Genomic DNA, 16258 nt, shown 5'->3' with positions numbered 1-16258 from the left:
AAAAAATTTTATATCAAATGTCCTTTTGGGGTGAACATTTCCAAAAAAGTATGGTAAAGTATATTAAAGAAACCCTTTAACTAAGGGTATTCATCGAACATTGAAGTGTCCGTCTCAGGCGGACAAATGTTTTTCTATTAGCGACAATAAGGGGGAATAAAAAGTGTCCAGTACTATTTTGGAGCAATTTTTAAATGAAAACCTAGAAGATTTAAAAGGTAAGGGTCTGTACAATGTCATCGATCCATTAGAAAGTCCTAATGGTCCAATGATTACAATAAATGGTAAACAGTTAGTCAATCTTTCTTCCAATAACTATTTAGGGTTAGCAACGGATGAACGCTTAAAACAAGCAGCAGCGGAGGCCATTGAGAAGTATGGTGTTGGTGCCGGAGCCGTTCGCACGATTAACGGAACTTTAAAGCTTCACGTTGAACTGGAAGAAAAATTAGCAGAATTCAAACATACAGAAGCAGCAATCTCTTATCAATCAGGCTTCAATTGTAATATGGCCGCCATTTCTGCGGTAATGGATAAAAATGATGCCATTTTATCTGACGAATTAAACCACGCTTCTATTATTGATGGCTGCCGTTTATCCAAAGCAAAGATTATCCGCGTCAATCATTCTGATATGGAAGATTTACGTGCAAAAGCGAAGGAAGCGAAGGAATCGGGTCAATACAATAAAATCATGGTTATTACCGATGGTGTTTTCTCCATGGATGGAGACATTGCATTATTACCAGAAATCGTAAAAATTGCTGAAGAATTCGACCTCATTACATATGTAGATGATGCACATGGATCAGGTGTCCTTGGTGATGGTGCTGGTACCGTTAAGCATTTCGGCTTGTCCGATAAAATCGATTTCCAAATCGGTACCTTATCAAAGGCGATTGGTGTAGTAGGCGGATACGTAGCAGGGAAGAAGAATTTAATTGATTGGTTAAAGGTCCGCAGCCGACCATTCCTATTCTCTACATCATTAACACCAGCAGATGTAGCAGCAAGCAAGAGATCCATTGAAATCTTAATGGAAAGCACAGAACTTAACAAAAAGCTTTGGGAGAATGGAGATTATCTCAAAAAAGGCTTAAAGGAATTAGGTTTTAATATTGGAAACAGTGAAACTCCGATTACTCCATGTATTATTGGCGACGAGGCTCTTACGCAGCAATTTAGCAAACGTTTAAATGAAGAGGGAGTCTATGCAAAAGCGATTGTATTCCCAACCGTTCCTAAAGGAACAGGACGTGTTCGCAATATGCCAACTGCTGCACATACAAAAGAAATGCTAGATCAAGCGATTGCGATTTACGAGAAGGTCGGTAAGGAAATGGGCATTATTTAATCATAGAAACCCTTCAATGGACATTTAATGAGGAGGACGGAGAAGAATGAAACGGATTTTAATTACAGGTGCGTTAGGACAGATTGGTTCTGAGCTCACGATGAAATTAAGAGAAACGTATGGGTCGGATAATGTAATTGCTACGGATATAAGAAAGAATGACAGTGAAGCTGCACAGAGCGGCCCGTTTGAAGTCTTAGATGTTACAGATTTAACCAAGATGGGCGAAATTGCAAAAAAATATAAAGTTGATACCATCATGCACTTAGCCGCACTATTGTCGGCCACAGCAGAAGCGAAACCCGTCTTAGCTTGGAATTTAAATATGGGCGGTTTGATGAATGCATTAGAAACTGCGAGGGAGCTTAATGCACAATTTTTCACTCCAAGCTCGATTGGTGCATTTGGACCTTCTACACCAAAAGACAGCACACCACAAGATACCATCATGCGCCCAACGACCATGTACGGTGTAAATAAAGTAGCTGGCGAGCTTTTGAGCGATTACTATTATCACAAATTTGGCGTCGACACGAGGGGACTTCGATTCCCAGGCTTAATTTCACACGTAGCACTGCCTGGCGGCGGCACCACAGACTATGCAGTGGAAATCTACTATGAAGCGATCAAAAACGGAAGATATACATCGTATATCGATAAAGGTACGTATATGGATATGATGTATATGCCAGATGCACTAAATGCCATTATCGATTTGATGGAGGCAGACCCATGCCGGCTTAAGCACCGTAACTCATTCAATGTTACAGCAATGAGCTTTGATCCAGAAGAAATTGCAAACGAGATTAAGAAACATATCCCAGGATTCGAACTCACTTATCAGGTAGATCCTGTACGCCAAAGAATTGCCGACAGCTGGCCAAATTCGATCGATGCGATTGCAGCAGAAGAAGAGTGGGGCTTTAAATTCCAATACGACTTAGCGAAAATGACAGACATATTCCGTAAAAGTATTACTTGAATCTGTGCTTCGTCAATACGATGGCCGTGTCATCGCAAAGGAGCACGTTGAAAACTTAGCAAAATGGGGAACAAATGAACTTAAAGAAGTAGATGTTCCATTCAAACCGTCACGTGTTATTCTACAAGACTTCACTGGTGTTCCAGCAGTAGTTGACCTTGCTTCATTAAGAAAAGCAATGGCTGATCTTGGCGGAGATCCAGATAAGATTAACCCAGAGAAAACAGTTGATCTAGTTATCGACCACTCTGTACAGGTAGATGCATACGGTTCTGCTGACTCTTTACGTGTTAACATGGATTTAGAGTTCGAACGTAATGCTGAGCGTTACCAATTCCTAAGCTGGGCTCAAAAATCATTCAATAACTATCGTGCGGTTCCGCCTGCAACTGGTATCGTACACCAAGTTAACCTTGAGTATTTAGCTGATGTGGTACATGTTGCCGAGACATCTGATGGTGAATTAGAAGCTTACCCAGATACTTTAGTTGGTACTGACTCCCACACTACTATGATCAATGGTATTGGTGTATTAGGATGGGGCGTTGGCGGTATTGAGGCAGAAGCAGGAATGCTTGGACAGCCTTCTTACTTCCCAGTTCCAGAAGTAGTCGGTGTTAAATTAACTGGCGAGCTTCCAAATGGTGCAACTGCAACTGACTTAGCATTAAAAGTAACTCAAGTTCTACGTAGCCACGGTGTGGTTGGTAAGTTTGTAGAGTTCTTCGGTCCTGGGGTATCCGTACTTCCATTAGCAGACCGTGCAACTATCGCTAACATGGCTCCAGAATATGGCGCAACTTGTGGTTTCTTCCCAATCGATAGTGAATCATTAGAGTATATGCGCTTAACTGGCCGTGAAGAAAGCCATATCCAAGTAGTAGAAGAGTACTGCAAAGCAAATAGCCTTTTCTTCGACCCATCATTTGAGCCAGTATACACTGATGTTATTGAAATCGATCTTTCAGAAATTGAAGCTAATCTTTCTGGTCCTAAGCGTCCACAAGATTTAATTCCACTTTCAAAAATGAAAGAAGAATTCGTAAAAGCAGTTTCTGCGCCACAAGGAAACCAAGGCTTCGGCTTACAAGCAGATGAGCTTGAAAAGTCTGCTGTCGTTAATTTCCAAAATGGAGACGAAACAACCATTAAGACTGGTGCAGTAGCAATCGCTTCTATCACTAGCTGTACAAATACATCTAACCCTTACGTTCTAGTTGGGGCAGGTCTTGTTGCGAAAAAAGCGGTTGAACTTGGAATGGAAGTTCCTAAGTTTGTTAAAACTTCTTTAGCACCAGGATCTAAGGTTGTAACTGGATATCTTCGTGATTCTGGATTACTTCCATACCTAGAGCAAATCGGCTTCAACCTTGTTGGTTACGGCTGTACAACATGTATCGGTAACTCCGGTCCATTAAAAGAAGAAATCGAAAAAACAATCGCTGAAAACGATCTTTTAGTTACATCTGTACTTTCAGGTAACCGTAACTTTGAAGGACGAATTCATCCGCTTGTAAAAGCTAACTACCTGGCTTCACCGCCGCTTGTTGTTGCTTATGCACTAGCAGGTACTGTGAACATTGATTTCGCTAATGAAGCAGTCGGTAAAGATAAAGATGGAAATGATGTATTCTTCAAGGATATTTGGCCATCAACTGCTGAAGTAAATGATGTAGTGAAACGCACTGTAACTCCTGAACTATTCCGCAGAGAATATGCGAATGTTTTCGGTGACAACGAGCGTTGGAACGAAATCAAAACTAGCAACGAGCCATTATATACTTGGGATGAAGATTCCACTTATATTGCAAACCCGCCATTCTTTGAAGGCTTATCACCTGAACCAGGTACCGTTGAACCATTAACTGGACTTCGTGTAGTAGGTAAGTTTGGGGATTCTGTAACAACTGACCATATCTCTCCTGCAGGTGCTATTGGCAAAAATACACCAGCTGGTAAGTATTTATTAGAAAAAGGTGTTCAGCCTCGTGACTTCAACTCTTACGGATCTCGCCGTGGTAACCACGAAGTTATGATGCGTGGAACATTTGCCAACATTCGTATCCGTAACCAAATCGCTCCAGGAACAGAAGGCGGCTTCACAACTTTCTGGCCGACTGGTGAAGTTACATCCATCTACGATGCTTGCATGAAGTACAAAGAAAACGGCACAGGACTTGTTGTTCTAGCTGGAAAAGACTACGGAATGGGCTCTTCACGTGACTGGGCTGCTAAAGGTACAAACCTTTTAGGAATTAAGACCGTTATCGCTGAAAGCTTTGAGCGTATTCACCGTTCTAACCTTGTGTTAATGGGCGTGCTTCCACTTCAGTTTAAAGATGGCGAAAGCGCTGAAACTCTTGGTTTAACTGGTAAAGAAACGATCGATGTACAAGTGGATGAAAATGTTAGACCACGTGATCTTCTAAAAGTTACAGCTACTGATGAAGCTGGAACCAAGAAGGAATTTGAAGTACTTGTTCGCTTCGATTCTGAAGTTGAAATTGATTACTACCGTCATGGCGGTATCCTTCCAATGGTACTTCGCGAAAAATTACAAGAAGCATAATATTCAAACCACCATGCAACCTTTGCATGGTGGTTTTTTCAGAGTAATAACATATATTTTAGTGAAAAATAAACTATTTACTTGTAGAGCGAAGGGTGCGATGTAAATGGATTTTTCAAAAATCGCTGAAGATAAAATTAAGGAAGCCATAAAGAAGAAAGAGTTCGACAATCTTCCTGGCATGGGGCAGCCACTGGAAATAAAGGATCATTTTCCGGGAATGTCTGATGAATGGAAAATGGCATATCGCGTGTTAAATAATGCAGGCTATTCACCTGAGGATGTAAAAAAAGAAATTTTTAGGATGGAAGAATTGTTAGAGGGAGCAGTGGACGAAGAACAGAGAGAACGTCTGCAGGCAAAACTGATGAAAAAAAGGCTGGAAATGGAGCGATTACTTGAGAAAAGAGGAACCGCGACGAATTCTCGTTTTGGGAGCTATGCAGATAAAATTTATAAAAAATTAAAATAGGTGCTCATTTAGAAAGAGAGATTAACATGATTACTGATCGTATTTTACGTTTATATGGCTATACGGAAGGTGAACTCATTCCAATCAATGACGGCTTTCATAATACCGTGTATACGAATGGAAATCATATATTTAGAGTTTCACCTTCCAGCAGACGAAAGCAAGCAGTTGGTCGAAACAATCGGCAGGCACCATTTTGTCGTGGCCTTCGAGAAAGCAAAGTGAACATCCATTGATGTCACCAATCGTAAGGTATGGAACAAAGAACTATTTTTTCAATGGGGAGGATGCATAGTGCTGGGAAAAAAATAAAAGTAAATCGGCCAATTTGGACAGTGCACCAACCTGATTTATTGAACCTATTTCCAAAAATCACTTCAGAAACAATAGCAGAAAAGTACCAACAACTACACTTAAAAAATAATATCGAGAGTGGAAAGCCTTATTCCAATGTTAATTTTACGGAAATGATTGACAGTTTTGGTTTAGGTAGCATAAAATAAACATAATAAACGTAAAGGAATGGTAAAGAGGAATGAAGTTATAATCTTATTTTTTCAGACATTTATTCGAATAGCGAAAAAATGGTGAACCTGAAGAATAGGATTAGTCTGTCCTTTTTTGTCCTATACGTTTATATTTCAATCAAAACATCGTTAACATAAGCCTTTTTAGGTTTATTAACGTCTGCTTTTTTGTGATTGCGTAAACGACATGACACAAAAACTCTCTTCAGGTTCAAACGAAGGGAGTTTTTTTATGAACAACAATCATTTATCTGTTATAAAAGTAACTGGAATAGAAATGAACTTTAATCTGAGGAAAATTTTAGACAATATTTCCTTTGATATAAAAAATGGCGAAAGAATTGGTCTCGTAGGGTATAACGGCACAGGGAAAACGACATTGGCCAATATCCTTATTGGTAAGCTCACACCTGATAAGGGATTCATTGAAAAATCACACGAATTAAAGATTGGTTACCTTACACAATCAATAGATTATGAAGGTAATGGATTATTTTCAATTGAGGGAGACCTATTGCAGCACTCAAGTAAGTTAGGACTGAAGAAGGTTTCTACATGGGAAGAGAAGCGTTTAAACCATTTAAGCGGCGGCGAGAAGTTAAAACTCGCATTATCCAACGTGTGGGCTTCCAAGCCGGGATTCTTGATTCTCGATGAGCCTACGAACCACTTAGATTTTAAAGGGATAGAATGGCTGATTGAAGAGCTGGAGAAATTTAAAGGTCCGGTATTGATCATTTCTCACGACCGCCATTTCTTAGATAAAACAGTGACCCGTATTTTTGAGATAGAAAATACCAAAATGAACTTCTACAATGGGAACTATAGTGATTATCAGAAGGAAAAGCAGCACAGACACGAAACCCAAATGCACCACTATGAAGTTCAGCAGCGTAAAAAAGAAGAAATTGAAATGCAGATGGAACAATTATCGTCCTGGTCTGAGAAAGCTCATAGGACATCAACGAAACAAGGCAGAGATTTTGGCAATAAAGAATATCACCGGGTTAAGGCGAAAAAACGAGATGCTCAAGTGAAATCTAAAATGAAACGTCTTCAGAGCGAGCTAGAAAAGAACAAGGTCGACAAACCTCTAGAGGAGACAAAAGTTAGATTTCAGTTTGATACAAAAGGGAATAGAGGAAAAAGGATTATTGAGGCAAAGAGTTTATCGAAGTCGTTTGAAGAGAGACCCCTTTTTAGTGAATGTCACTTTTATATCAATCACGGAGAACGTATTGGTTTATTTGGAGAAAATGGCTGCGGTAAAACCACCTTAATTAAAATGATCCTTGGTGAAACAGCGGTTACTGGCGGCGACCTTTGGAAAAGTGAATCATTAAAGATTGCTTACTTAAGTCAGGATGTTGACAACTTACCCGCTGACAAAACGGCTTTAGAGGCTTTAGGATTTACGGACCGAGAAAATATTCTCAAGGCAAGAACATTATTTGCAAATCTCGGATTAAAAGAACAGTTTATTACGAAGCCCATTGGGACTTTAAGCCTTGGAGAAAGAACTCGCGTTAAACTAGTCGACATGCTAATGAAGGAATATGATGTTCTGATCTTGGATGAACCGACCAATCACCTCGACTTGCCAAGCAGGGAACAGCTTGAAAAAACACTAAATGAATTCGCAGGTTCGATTATTACCGTTTCGCACGATTACTATTTCTTAAATAAGCTTTGTGATAAACTGCTTGTATTTGATAATCAGAGGATAAAGCGTTTGGAAATGAAGCCGGAAGAGTACTTTAATAAAACCAACAGGACTGAACCTACTGATAGTAAAGAGAATTTAATGATAATTGAAAATAGAATAGCTACGATTTTGGGTGAATTATCACTCATTGACCCCAAAAACCCTAAATATGTGGAATTAGATAGAGAATTTAATGAACTCTTGAAGCAAAAAAGAAAATTAATATAAATCCACATTCAATAGCCCCTCCCTGAAGAGGGGCTATTCTATTATATCAGCGTTAAATCCTATATATCCGCGGTAATTAAATTATATCCGCGAACATCATTTACTCGTTTGTTGAGACCACAATTCAAGCAGCTCTTTTTCCCGATCAGCACGCATTCCAGATTTCCATTCATCCGAAGCTAAATTACGCTGTTTTTCCCATTCATAAATTTCGGCTAAACTCTCCTCTAAATGCCTAAAGGTAAGTCCGCTCGCAATGGCTTTTTCAATATTCACGGTAAAAGCACCCCTCCATGGATCCTTAAGCTCTGGCTCCAAAGGAAACTCTTCAGGCACCCAAAGAGGCATTTCTGTCCAAGGCGCAACCTTGTTCTCAAGAAGAAATTTTTCTGAAGCCCAAACGATTTCTGATTCGGTGCCTGTCACCTTCATACAAGCCGAAAGAAACTCTTTCATTGTAAGTGAGTAGTCTGGTCCAGTTGCATTAAAAGTTCCTGCTGTTCCATTGGTCATTAACTTTAATATCCAATTTGAAAGATCTTTATTATCAATCACCTGCACAGGTCTGTCAGGATTCCCTGGCGCCAAAACCTTACCTCCAGCAGCGATTCTATGTATCCAATAGGGAATGCGGTCCGTATAGTCATTAGGTCCGATTAATTGGCCAGCTCGAATATTCGCTGCACGACCCGGCATAGCTTTTTCAGCAACCACTTCACACAAAGCTTTAAATTGTCCATAATACTCATATATATTACTGTCTTTAGCAAGCTCATTTGCTTCCTCTAATGACATATCGTAAACCGGATAGGTTTCATCAAAATTTTCTTGGACCCAATCTTTGTAAACAGAAATGCTTGAAATAAAGGTGTAATGCTTTACACGGTCTTTTAGCAGTTCGGTGGACTTTAAGACCGCAGAAGGGATAAATCCACTTGTATCTAATACAGCATCCCAATAGCGATTTTTAAGGCCATTTAAGTCTCCATTACGATCACCAGTAATAATCTCAACATCTTTAAACCCTTCATTTTGATTACCGCGATTAAAAATAGTTACCTCATGGTTTAGCCTCTGTGCTTCCTCCACAAATGTTCTGCCTAAAAAGCGGCTTCCCCCTAAAACAAGTATCTTCATTTTTCCAACTCCTCTCTGTAAGATACATCTTAACAAATTTTCACAAGATTGCGTTAATTTAAACATCGTATAAATCTCTAATATCATGAAGGAGAAGGGTATACTACTAGATAAAATGGATTCATAATTGAAAGCAGGGTTTAGGATGATTATCGAGATTAAATATAAAAAACTAATAAGTGATATCGGAAAACGCGTGTATGAAAAAGGATTCGTGGCAGCCAATGACGGAAATATCTCTGTCCGCATTGATGAAAATGAATTTTTAATTACACCGACCAATGTAAGCAAAGGGTTCCTGACTCCAGAAATGATTATAAAAGTAGATGGGGAAGGAAATGTGATTGAAGGAGACTTTAAACCTACTTCGGAAATGAAAATGCACCTCCTTGTTTATCATGAACGTCCCGATGTACATGCAGTTTTACATGCTCATCCTCCATATGCGACGGCTTTTGCGATTGCTGGGCTTCCTTTGGATCAGGCAATTATGCCTGAAGCTGTTGTCTCTTTAGGGACCATCCCTTTAGCCCAATACGGAACGCCTTCAACAGATGAGGTTCCGAAAGCAATCAAAGCACATGTTTACGATCATCAAGGTGTATTATTAGAAAACCATGGCGCCTTAACATGGGGGAAGAATTTAGAACACGCTTATTATTTAATGGAATCATTAGAGTTCACGGCAAAAATAAATTGGATATCCAGACAATTAAAAGGGGACCGCGAACTTTCTAAAGAAAATGTCGCTAAACTCATCGATATTAAAGCGATGATGGGTGTAAAAGGTATTTCACCATTAGGTGTTGATGTACCTGAAGGCACACAGGCAAAGAAAGTAACTGCCGTTAATGAACAGACCTTATCAGAACGGGATATTGATTTGATCGTAGACCGCGTGACAACCAGTGTCCTTAACGCTTTAAAAAAGTAACTTTATTTGCTTTTCTAGAATACTTTTACTAAACTATTTTTAAACTGTCACATATTTGGCATATACAACCTGTATTTCAACTTACTTTATAGTGTAAAATCGATGTAGCATATTATTGAATCAAGGGGGTTCGGGGTATGGTGAAGAAAGTCATTGCTGCAGTTGTGTTAATAGCCTTACTTGGAGTAGCGATCGTGCAGGCTATGGATAAAAAGGCTGAACCCGAAAATGTAAGTCAAGAAGCCGCAAATATGGGTGGATTAAAAGTAGGGGCAAAAGCTCCAGATTTTGAACTTAAAACATTAGCTGGCGATATAGTTAAACTTTCTGATCTAAAAGGGAAGAAGGTTATGCTCAATTTCTGGGCAACTTGGTGCCCGCCATGTAAGGCAGAAATGCCAGCCATGGAGGAATTCCATAAAGAAGCAGGGGACGAAGTTGTTATTTTAGCGGTAAACATCGACCCGCATTTAGATGTTAAGGCTTTTATAGATGAAAATGGGATTACTTTTCCGATTCCGCTAGATGCGGAAGATAAGGTAAACGAAACGTACCAAGTCCTATCTATACCAACAACGTATTTTATCGATACGAAGGGGAATATCGGAAACAAATATATTGGTGCAATGAATCTTGACGCCATGAAACAATATACAAAGGATCTGAAGTAGACAATGGATGTGTAATCCATTGTCTTTTTTATTTGGTCTGGCTGTGTTAATTTTGCCTGTTGATTTCCACTCCAGGCACTTCGCTTTCCGCGGGCGTGCCGAGGAGGCTCCCCAGCCCCGTACTCCCGCAGGAGTCTTCGTGCCTTCCGCTCCAATCAACAGGGTGCAAAATCAAAAATTAACTTTAACACAGCCATTGTTTAGCCCTTTAATGCGTTATCGCATACTTTTCTTTATAATTTTCAAAAAGTTGTAATAATTGCAACCGTTTCCGGGCATAATAACTGTTAGAATAGGTCATAAGGAAGGTGATATACATGAGAAAGCCTAGAAAACGTTCTTTTGCAGAACTTGTATCCGAAAATAAAAATCAACTTTTGAAAGATAGAGCGGCGATGGAGAAAATTGAAATGCGTTTAGAAGAAAAGCGTCTTGGTAAAGCCGAATAAACTCACATAGATTACCAATCATGTTCCTCCTTTAAAACGGACAAAATGTTAAGGAGGAGGGATATTACATGAGCAATCCAAAACATAGTCAACAGGGCTTCAGCACCGATGAACTTGGAAATAAGTCCCAGCGTTACGGCGGCAACAAAGGGAAAAAATATCAAGATACATCAGGTAAACACGCACAAGTAATTCAAACTAAAGGTGAATAAATAATGGCTAAGACTCGTCAGGCATTTGCCAGCGGGTCTTTTTTATAGAAAGGCTGTGTTAAAGAATACTGTTGTTTTTTAGAACTTGTTGATTGGAGCGGAAGGCGCTCGACTCCTGCGGGATGCACGAGCTGAGTGAGACCCCGCAGGTCGGGACGACCGAGGAGGCTCACGGGCGAGCCCGCGGAAAGCGTAGCGCCTGGAGTGCAAATCAACAGCCCAGTTTAACACAGCCTATAGAAAAAATTTTCTGTGATATTTTTTTCACTTCGAAACAAACTATATCTGTACCACGACACCACGAAGGAGGAACCATTCAATGACTTATAACAACAAACCGAAACCAGATGATCGAAGTGATAATGTAGAAAAGCTGCAGTCCATGATTCATGATACGATTGAAAACATGGAAGCGGCTGAAGAATCACTTCGTTTCACGAATAGTGAAACTCAGCGCCGGGAGATCGAAGCTAAAAACGAAAGACGCCGCGAAAGCATTGAATCCTTCCGTTCCGAAATTAAGGATGAAGTCTAAAGCAATAAAACCAGGACCTGTTCATTTCGTACAGGTCCTTTTTTATTAGGTCTTTCAATTTCGTGTAGGTCGATAGGTTGTGGTAAGATAAAAGGGAAATTTTGAAGAAGAAGTGATCATATTGATAAGACAACAAACAAATTCGATAAACGACCATGAACAATTACTTCAGTGGGAAAATGAACTGAGTGAAAAAGGGTTTATTTCCAATGAAAATGAGCTATTAACAGTCATACGAAAGGAATCTAACCCTGTCCTGTTATCAAGGATGTTAACCGTTGCTGCACTATCACGTCTAAAGCGTAAGAACCAAGATTCATTAGCTTCAGCATGGCTTCACAAAGCATTAGAACTACATCCAGAGAATAAAAAGGCAAAGTCTTATTTCATTCAATACGATTGGAAAAAGAAAAAGGATATTTTAGAGGTTTTAACCTTCCCTGCAATGCGTGAAACAGATAATCGAACAGCAAAGAAAAAAGTTGCGGAACAATACATACAAATTTGTCAAAGCTACTTAGCAGAGTCAGATGACCAGCTTGAGGATCTCACGGAAAAGATGAATCTTGCAGAGACGCTTGGAAACACACCGCTTTTCAATCAATACAAAGAGCTTACTGAACTCCTTACTAATGCAATAGAAGTTAGTGGTAATCTCCTGAAGGCCGCTGAAGAGTATGAGGAATCGATTAAGGGTGTATTTCATACGGCGACATATTATGATGACTTAAAATTACATTTATCCAGCCTCGAAGACATAAAAAAAGACTGGCAGAAACTCTTTTTAATCGAAGAAGACGAACATCAAGATTCAAAAAATGCCTTAGACGAATTAAATGAAATGATTGGGATGGATGTTGTCAAAAAACGAGTCAATGATTTTTATCAATTTTTAAAATACCAGAAGGACCGTAAAAAACTTGGATTCCAAACAAAAGATGAATTAAGTCTTAATATGGTTCTGACTGGAAATCCTGGTACCGGAAAAACAACCATCGCTCGTTTATTAGCAAAAATCTATCACGAGCTTGAGGTTCTGCCTCGTTCAGAAGTAATTGAGACAGACCGTTCACAGCTCGTAGGGGCCTTTGTAGGTCAAACAGAGGAGAACGTCAGAGCTGTTGTTGAGAAAGCGGTTGGCGGGGTTCTGTTCATTGATGAAGCCTATAGTTTAAAACGTGAGGGGCAATCAGGAAATGATTATGGGCAAACCGCTGTTGATACTCTTGTTTCGCTTATGACTGGAAAAGAATATGGGGGAAAATTCGCTGTTATTCTAGCAGGATATCCAGATGAAATGCGAATCTTTTTAGATGCTAACCCCGGATTAAGGAGCCGTTTCCCTCAATCCAATCTCATCCATTTGCCCAATTACTCCAACGAGGAATTACTATTAATCGCTGAAAAAATTGCCTCTGAAAACGACTATATCCTTACGGAGGAAGCCAAGATAGAAATCAACCATCGTCTTGAACAGGAACGGGTCGATGATACATTTGGCAATGCAAGATCCGCACGGAATATTGTGTTAGATGCTATTTTTAAAAAAGGGTCCGATCACCCCATTTCAAATGAAGATATTCTCACCTACACGTTATTGGATAAAAAAGACTTTTGCGTGGAGAAGGATGAACACCGGGAATCACCTTTTGAAAAATTAGAACGGTTAATTGGACTGACACAGTTAAAGGGTGAAATGGAGACGCTCGTTTCCTTTGTTAAAATGCAGCAGTTTAGAAAAGAAAAAAAGCTTCCAACAGTACCGATTCAGCTGCATTCCGTGTTTACAGGCAATCCGGGCACTGGAAAAACAACAGTGGCTAAAATTTATGCGGAACTCCTAAAGGAATGCGGTATGTTAAAAAGAGGTCATTTAATTGTCGCAAGCAGAGCAGATTTCGTTGCCGGATATGTCGGTCAAACGGCAGGAAAAACAAAGAAGAAGATACGAGAAGCTCTAGGCGGCGTGTTATTTATTGATGAAGCCTATTCACTCTTAAGCCAAAGTGCAGGAGATTTTGGTAAAGAAGTAGTAGACACCCTCGTTGATGAAATGACCAAGCATAATGAAAATCTTGTAGTGGTACTTGCGGGTTACCCAAAAGAAATGGACCAGCTATTAGAGAGCAATCCTGGGCTGCGCTCTCGGTTTAAGAAATTCTTTCTGTTCCCGGATTATTCGTCGGAGGAACTGCTTGCGATTATCGAAACGTACGTAGAAAGCTATCAATACCAACTAACTGAAGGGTCCAGAACTCTTTTGAAACAAAGTATTGAAAATCATACCTTCAAGGGGAACGGAAGATTTGCTACCAATTTGGCTGATGAGATGATACAAGCCCAAGCTATGAGGCTCATGGGAGCAGCACAAGATGAGGATTTATTAGAAAAAGCCATTCATATTGAAAGTGAAGATGTGGAAAAGGCGCTAAATAAATTTCCTTTAAACAGGGAAGGGGAATAGAAATATGGACAATTTATTTATTTCAACAAGAGAGATTCAACTTTTATATGCGGATACCGACATGATGGGAGTCATCTATCATGCTAACTATTTGAAATATTTTGAGCTCGGAAGAAGCGGATTGATTGAGGATCTTGGATATAGTTATGTAGATATGGAAAACGCAGGGTATTTTGCGCCCGTTTATGACATCCAAGCAACCTATAAAAAGCCATTACGTTACGGCGATAGGGGTTTCGTAAAAACGTGGATTGAGAAAAATGACGGGCTTAAAACCGTTTATGGCTATTCCATCATAAATGGTGACGAGGAAGTTTGTGCAGAAGGAACTTCGACCCATATCGTTGTCAAAAAGGACAACTTTAGACCGATCGCATTTAAAAAGGCGTTCCCTGAATGGTTCCTGAAGTATGAAGAAATTAAGAAAAAGTAATGGAATGAGCTTTGGGGTGAATTTATGGCATTTGGAATCAAAAGACAGGAAATAAAAGAGTGGAAGCAAAAAATCGATGAGGGTGAAATTGCATTCTTAACTCATTATTGGCTGGATGACCGCTTCCCAGGAAGCAAAACGGTTACCAAGGTAGGCTGCCATGACCTTGAAAAACTAGCTGAATGGGGAAGAAAATATGGGTTGAAAAAAGAATGGATTCATCACCGCCGTGACGGCTATTCACATTTCGATTTAATCGGAGAAAGACAAAAAGAAATATTACATAAAGAAGGATTACAGCATCATATTTGGGGATAAAAGGGGAGATGAAACCATGATGAAATTGGGAATCATCGGGCTTGGCGATATTGCGAAGAAAGCTTATCTGCCTGTTGTTAGTAAGCTGGCTGGTGTCGAAATCCATTTATTTACTAGAAATACCGAAGTATTAATGGAAGTAAGTAATCAATATCGCTTTTCAAATACTCATTCTAGTCTTTCATCTATCATTGAAAGCGGGATAAAAGGAGCATTTGTTCATTCGTCAACGGAATCACATGAGAACCTTATAAGAGAACTCTTACAGAATGGTATTCATGTTTATGTAGACAAGCCGATTACCTATCACTTGGAAACCACCAAGGAGCTTGTTGAATTAGCCGAGAAAAAAGGACTAATTTTGATGACCGGTTTTAACAGGCGGTTTGCTCCATTTTATCAGTCTATGGCAGAAGTGAATAATCCAAATATGATTATGATGCAAAAAAATCGCCATGCACTTCCTGGTACCATTCGGTCCTTTGTTTACGATGATTTTATTCATGTTTTAGATACGGTCCGGTACCTGTTTAAAGGTGAAATTGAAGACTTCAACGTTCAAGGAAGAGTCAGCAATGAAATGCTTTATCATGTGGCGGTTACTTTTATCTCTAAAGATATGACAGCACTGGCAATAATGAATCGCGACAGCGGAGCGGTTGAAGAAAAGCTAGAGGTAATGGGACCAAATGAAAAAAGGGTCGCTTATGATTTAGACCAATTAACGATTTATCAAGATCAGAAAGAAATAGCAGTTTCTTTTAACAGCTGGGATTCTACATTATATAAAAGAGGATTTGAACAAATAGTCGCTGAATTTATTAATGCCATACGCAGTAACCATTCCCCATCGATTACGGCAAGAGATTCGTTAAGGACACATGAAATATGTGAGCAAGTGGTCGAGCACCTTGAGAGAATGTAATGGGAAAGCACACATGAACCTCATGTGTGCTTGATTTATGTTGATTATGCTTTTTTATAATCTAAAACCGGCTCTTCATATTTTTTGTGAAGGTCAACCATTAGATCATGGTCATCGAAATACCATAAATCTTTTTCTTCAATATAAAAAGTAATTCCATCTACGGTTGTCTTTGCACCAATATCATTGGGTTCATCACTTGATATCCCAAGTGAAAATCCTTTTTGTACCGGGCTAAATCCGCCATAACGGACATAGAAACGGACGAAATCACCGTTTTTTAGATTAAGCTCTTGTTTGTACCACGCTGCTGCTTCACTGCTGATTTGGATGTTCATCTGTA

General features: G+C 39.5%; 16 protein-coding genes and 1 pseudogene. 15 read left to right on the top strand and 2 right to left on the bottom strand.

The window, feature by feature from the left end; translation table 11 throughout:
- Positions 1-163: 163 nt before the first annotated feature.
- The 6 genes and pseudogenes from ACIQAA_RS24285 to abc-f all read left to right on the top strand — a co-directional run bounded on the left by ACIQAA_RS24285 (position 164) and on the right by abc-f (position 7837).
- Positions 164-1354, top strand: a complete 1191-nt coding sequence (locus tag ACIQAA_RS24285) for a glycine C-acetyltransferase (RefSeq protein ID WP_402624776.1) — start codon at positions 164-166, stop codon at positions 1352-1354.
- A 46-nt stretch (positions 1355-1400) separates the two neighbouring features.
- Positions 1401-2336 (top strand): L-threonine 3-dehydrogenase, encoded by a 936-nt coding sequence (locus ACIQAA_RS24280; protein WP_402624773.1) that lies wholly within the window; start codon positions 1401-1403, stop codon positions 2334-2336.
- A pseudogene (acnA, locus tag ACIQAA_RS24275) lies at positions 2314-4905 on the top strand (aconitate hydratase AcnA); the annotation flags it as partial. The gene ACIQAA_RS24280 and the pseudogene acnA, both read left to right, overlap by 23 nt.
- A gap of 106 nt (positions 4906-5011) precedes the next feature.
- Positions 5012-5377, top strand: a complete 366-nt coding sequence (locus tag ACIQAA_RS24270) for a DnaJ family domain-containing protein (RefSeq protein ID WP_402624771.1) — start codon at positions 5012-5014, stop codon at positions 5375-5377.
- A gap of 26 nt (positions 5378-5403) precedes the next feature.
- Positions 5404-5613: a hypothetical protein gene (locus tag ACIQAA_RS24265; RefSeq protein ID WP_402624769.1), complete on the top strand. Its 210-nt coding sequence runs from the start codon at positions 5404-5406 to the stop codon at positions 5611-5613.
- A 523-nt stretch (positions 5614-6136) separates the two neighbouring features.
- Complete coding sequence (gene abc-f / locus ACIQAA_RS24260; RefSeq protein WP_402624766.1) at positions 6137-7837, top strand: ribosomal protection-like ABC-F family protein; 1701 nt, start codon at positions 6137-6139, stop codon at positions 7835-7837.
- Between the two features lie 96 nt (positions 7838-7933).
- Here abc-f and ACIQAA_RS24255 read toward each other — a convergent pair whose 3' ends face one another.
- Positions 7934-8974: an NAD-dependent epimerase/dehydratase family protein gene (locus ACIQAA_RS24255; protein ID WP_402624764.1), complete on the bottom strand. Its 1041-nt coding sequence runs from the start codon at positions 8972-8974 to the stop codon at positions 7934-7936.
- A 145-nt stretch (positions 8975-9119) separates the two neighbouring features.
- Between ACIQAA_RS24255 and ACIQAA_RS24250 the strand changes: the two genes are divergently transcribed.
- The 9 genes from ACIQAA_RS24250 to ACIQAA_RS24210 all read left to right on the top strand — a co-directional run bounded on the left by ACIQAA_RS24250 (position 9120) and on the right by ACIQAA_RS24210 (position 15915).
- The gene (locus ACIQAA_RS24250) at positions 9120-9908 is read left to right on the top strand and encodes a class II aldolase/adducin family protein (protein WP_402624761.1); all 789 of its coding nucleotides are present in this window, start codon (positions 9120-9122) and stop codon (positions 9906-9908) included.
- A 137-nt stretch (positions 9909-10045) separates the two neighbouring features.
- Positions 10046-10579: a redoxin domain-containing protein gene (locus ACIQAA_RS24245; RefSeq protein WP_402624758.1), complete on the top strand. Its 534-nt coding sequence runs from the start codon at positions 10046-10048 to the stop codon at positions 10577-10579.
- Positions 10580-10896: 317 nt separating this feature from the next.
- Positions 10897-11028 (top strand): FbpB family small basic protein, encoded by a 132-nt coding sequence (locus tag ACIQAA_RS24240; protein WP_402624755.1) that lies wholly within the window; start codon positions 10897-10899, stop codon positions 11026-11028.
- A 68-nt stretch (positions 11029-11096) separates the two neighbouring features.
- A complete protein-coding gene (locus tag ACIQAA_RS24235) occupies positions 11097-11240 on the top strand; it encodes an acid-soluble spore protein N (RefSeq protein WP_179595565.1) in 144 nt (47 codons plus the stop codon).
- Positions 11241-11559: 319 nt separating this feature from the next.
- On the top strand, positions 11560-11775 hold the full coding sequence (gene tlp / locus ACIQAA_RS24230) for a small acid-soluble spore protein Tlp (protein WP_402624752.1): 216 nt from the start codon (positions 11560-11562) through the stop codon (positions 11773-11775).
- A gap of 115 nt (positions 11776-11890) precedes the next feature.
- Entirely contained in the window at positions 11891-14239 is a 2349-nt protein-coding gene (locus ACIQAA_RS24225) for an AAA family ATPase (RefSeq protein WP_483874192.1), read from the top strand.
- Between the two features lie 4 nt (positions 14240-14243).
- On the top strand, positions 14244-14672 hold the full coding sequence (locus tag ACIQAA_RS24220; protein ID WP_402624747.1) for an acyl-CoA thioesterase: 429 nt from the start codon (positions 14244-14246) through the stop codon (positions 14670-14672).
- Between the two features lie 24 nt (positions 14673-14696).
- A complete protein-coding gene (locus tag ACIQAA_RS24215) occupies positions 14697-14990 on the top strand; it encodes a hypothetical protein (protein ID WP_402624744.1) in 294 nt (97 codons plus the stop codon).
- A gap of 16 nt (positions 14991-15006) precedes the next feature.
- Complete coding sequence (locus ACIQAA_RS24210) at positions 15007-15915, top strand: Gfo/Idh/MocA family protein (RefSeq protein WP_402624741.1); 909 nt, start codon at positions 15007-15009, stop codon at positions 15913-15915.
- Between the two features lie 44 nt (positions 15916-15959).
- Here the strand turns inward: ACIQAA_RS24210 and ACIQAA_RS24205 are convergent, their stop codons facing one another.
- The gene (locus ACIQAA_RS24205; RefSeq protein WP_402624739.1) at positions 15960-16253 is read right to left on the bottom strand and encodes a HesB/YadR/YfhF family protein; all 294 of its coding nucleotides are present in this window, start codon (positions 16251-16253) and stop codon (positions 15960-15962) included.
- Positions 16254-16258 lie beyond the last annotated feature (5 nt).

The organism is Neobacillus sp. NPDC093182 (assembly GCF_044754045.1).
The sequence above is the reverse complement of the archived record's forward strand: the minus strand, read 5'-3'. Positions and strand labels throughout refer to the sequence as shown.

What these genes read in the sequence shown, in the direction of transcription:
- ACIQAA_RS24250 (WP_402624761.1), top strand. Translation starts at nt 9,120, where the DNA reads ATGATTATCGAGATTAAATATAAAAAACTAATAAGTGATATCGGAAAA.
- abc-f (WP_402624766.1), top strand. Translation starts at nt 6,137, where the DNA reads ATGAACAACAATCATTTATCTGTTATAAAAGTAACTGGAATAGAAATG.
- ACIQAA_RS24235 (WP_179595565.1), top strand. Translation starts at nt 11,097, where the DNA reads ATGAGCAATCCAAAACATAGTCAACAGGGCTTCAGCACCGATGAACTT.
- ACIQAA_RS24270 (WP_402624771.1), top strand. Translation starts at nt 5,012, where the DNA reads ATGGATTTTTCAAAAATCGCTGAAGATAAAATTAAGGAAGCCATAAAG.
- ACIQAA_RS24265 (WP_402624769.1), top strand. Translation starts at nt 5,404, where the DNA reads ATGATTACTGATCGTATTTTACGTTTATATGGCTATACGGAAGGTGAA.
- ACIQAA_RS24220 (WP_402624747.1), top strand. Translation starts at nt 14,244, where the DNA reads ATGGACAATTTATTTATTTCAACAAGAGAGATTCAACTTTTATATGCG.
- ACIQAA_RS24255 (WP_402624764.1), bottom strand. Translation starts at nt 8,974, where the DNA reads ATGAAGATACTTGTTTTAGGGGGAAGCCGCTTTTTAGGCAGAACATTT.
- ACIQAA_RS24215 (WP_402624744.1), top strand. Translation starts at nt 14,697, where the DNA reads ATGGCATTTGGAATCAAAAGACAGGAAATAAAAGAGTGGAAGCAAAAA.
- tlp (WP_402624752.1), top strand. Translation starts at nt 11,560, where the DNA reads ATGACTTATAACAACAAACCGAAACCAGATGATCGAAGTGATAATGTA.
- ACIQAA_RS24280 (WP_402624773.1), top strand. Translation starts at nt 1,401, where the DNA reads ATGAAACGGATTTTAATTACAGGTGCGTTAGGACAGATTGGTTCTGAG.
- ACIQAA_RS24245 (WP_402624758.1), top strand. Translation starts at nt 10,046, where the DNA reads ATGGTGAAGAAAGTCATTGCTGCAGTTGTGTTAATAGCCTTACTTGGA.
- ACIQAA_RS24210 (WP_402624741.1), top strand. Translation starts at nt 15,007, where the DNA reads ATGATGAAATTGGGAATCATCGGGCTTGGCGATATTGCGAAGAAAGCT.
- ACIQAA_RS24240 (WP_402624755.1), top strand. Translation starts at nt 10,897, where the DNA reads ATGAGAAAGCCTAGAAAACGTTCTTTTGCAGAACTTGTATCCGAAAAT.
- ACIQAA_RS24205 (WP_402624739.1), bottom strand. Translation starts at nt 16,253, where the DNA reads ATGAACATCCAAATCAGCAGTGAAGCAGCAGCGTGGTACAAACAAGAG.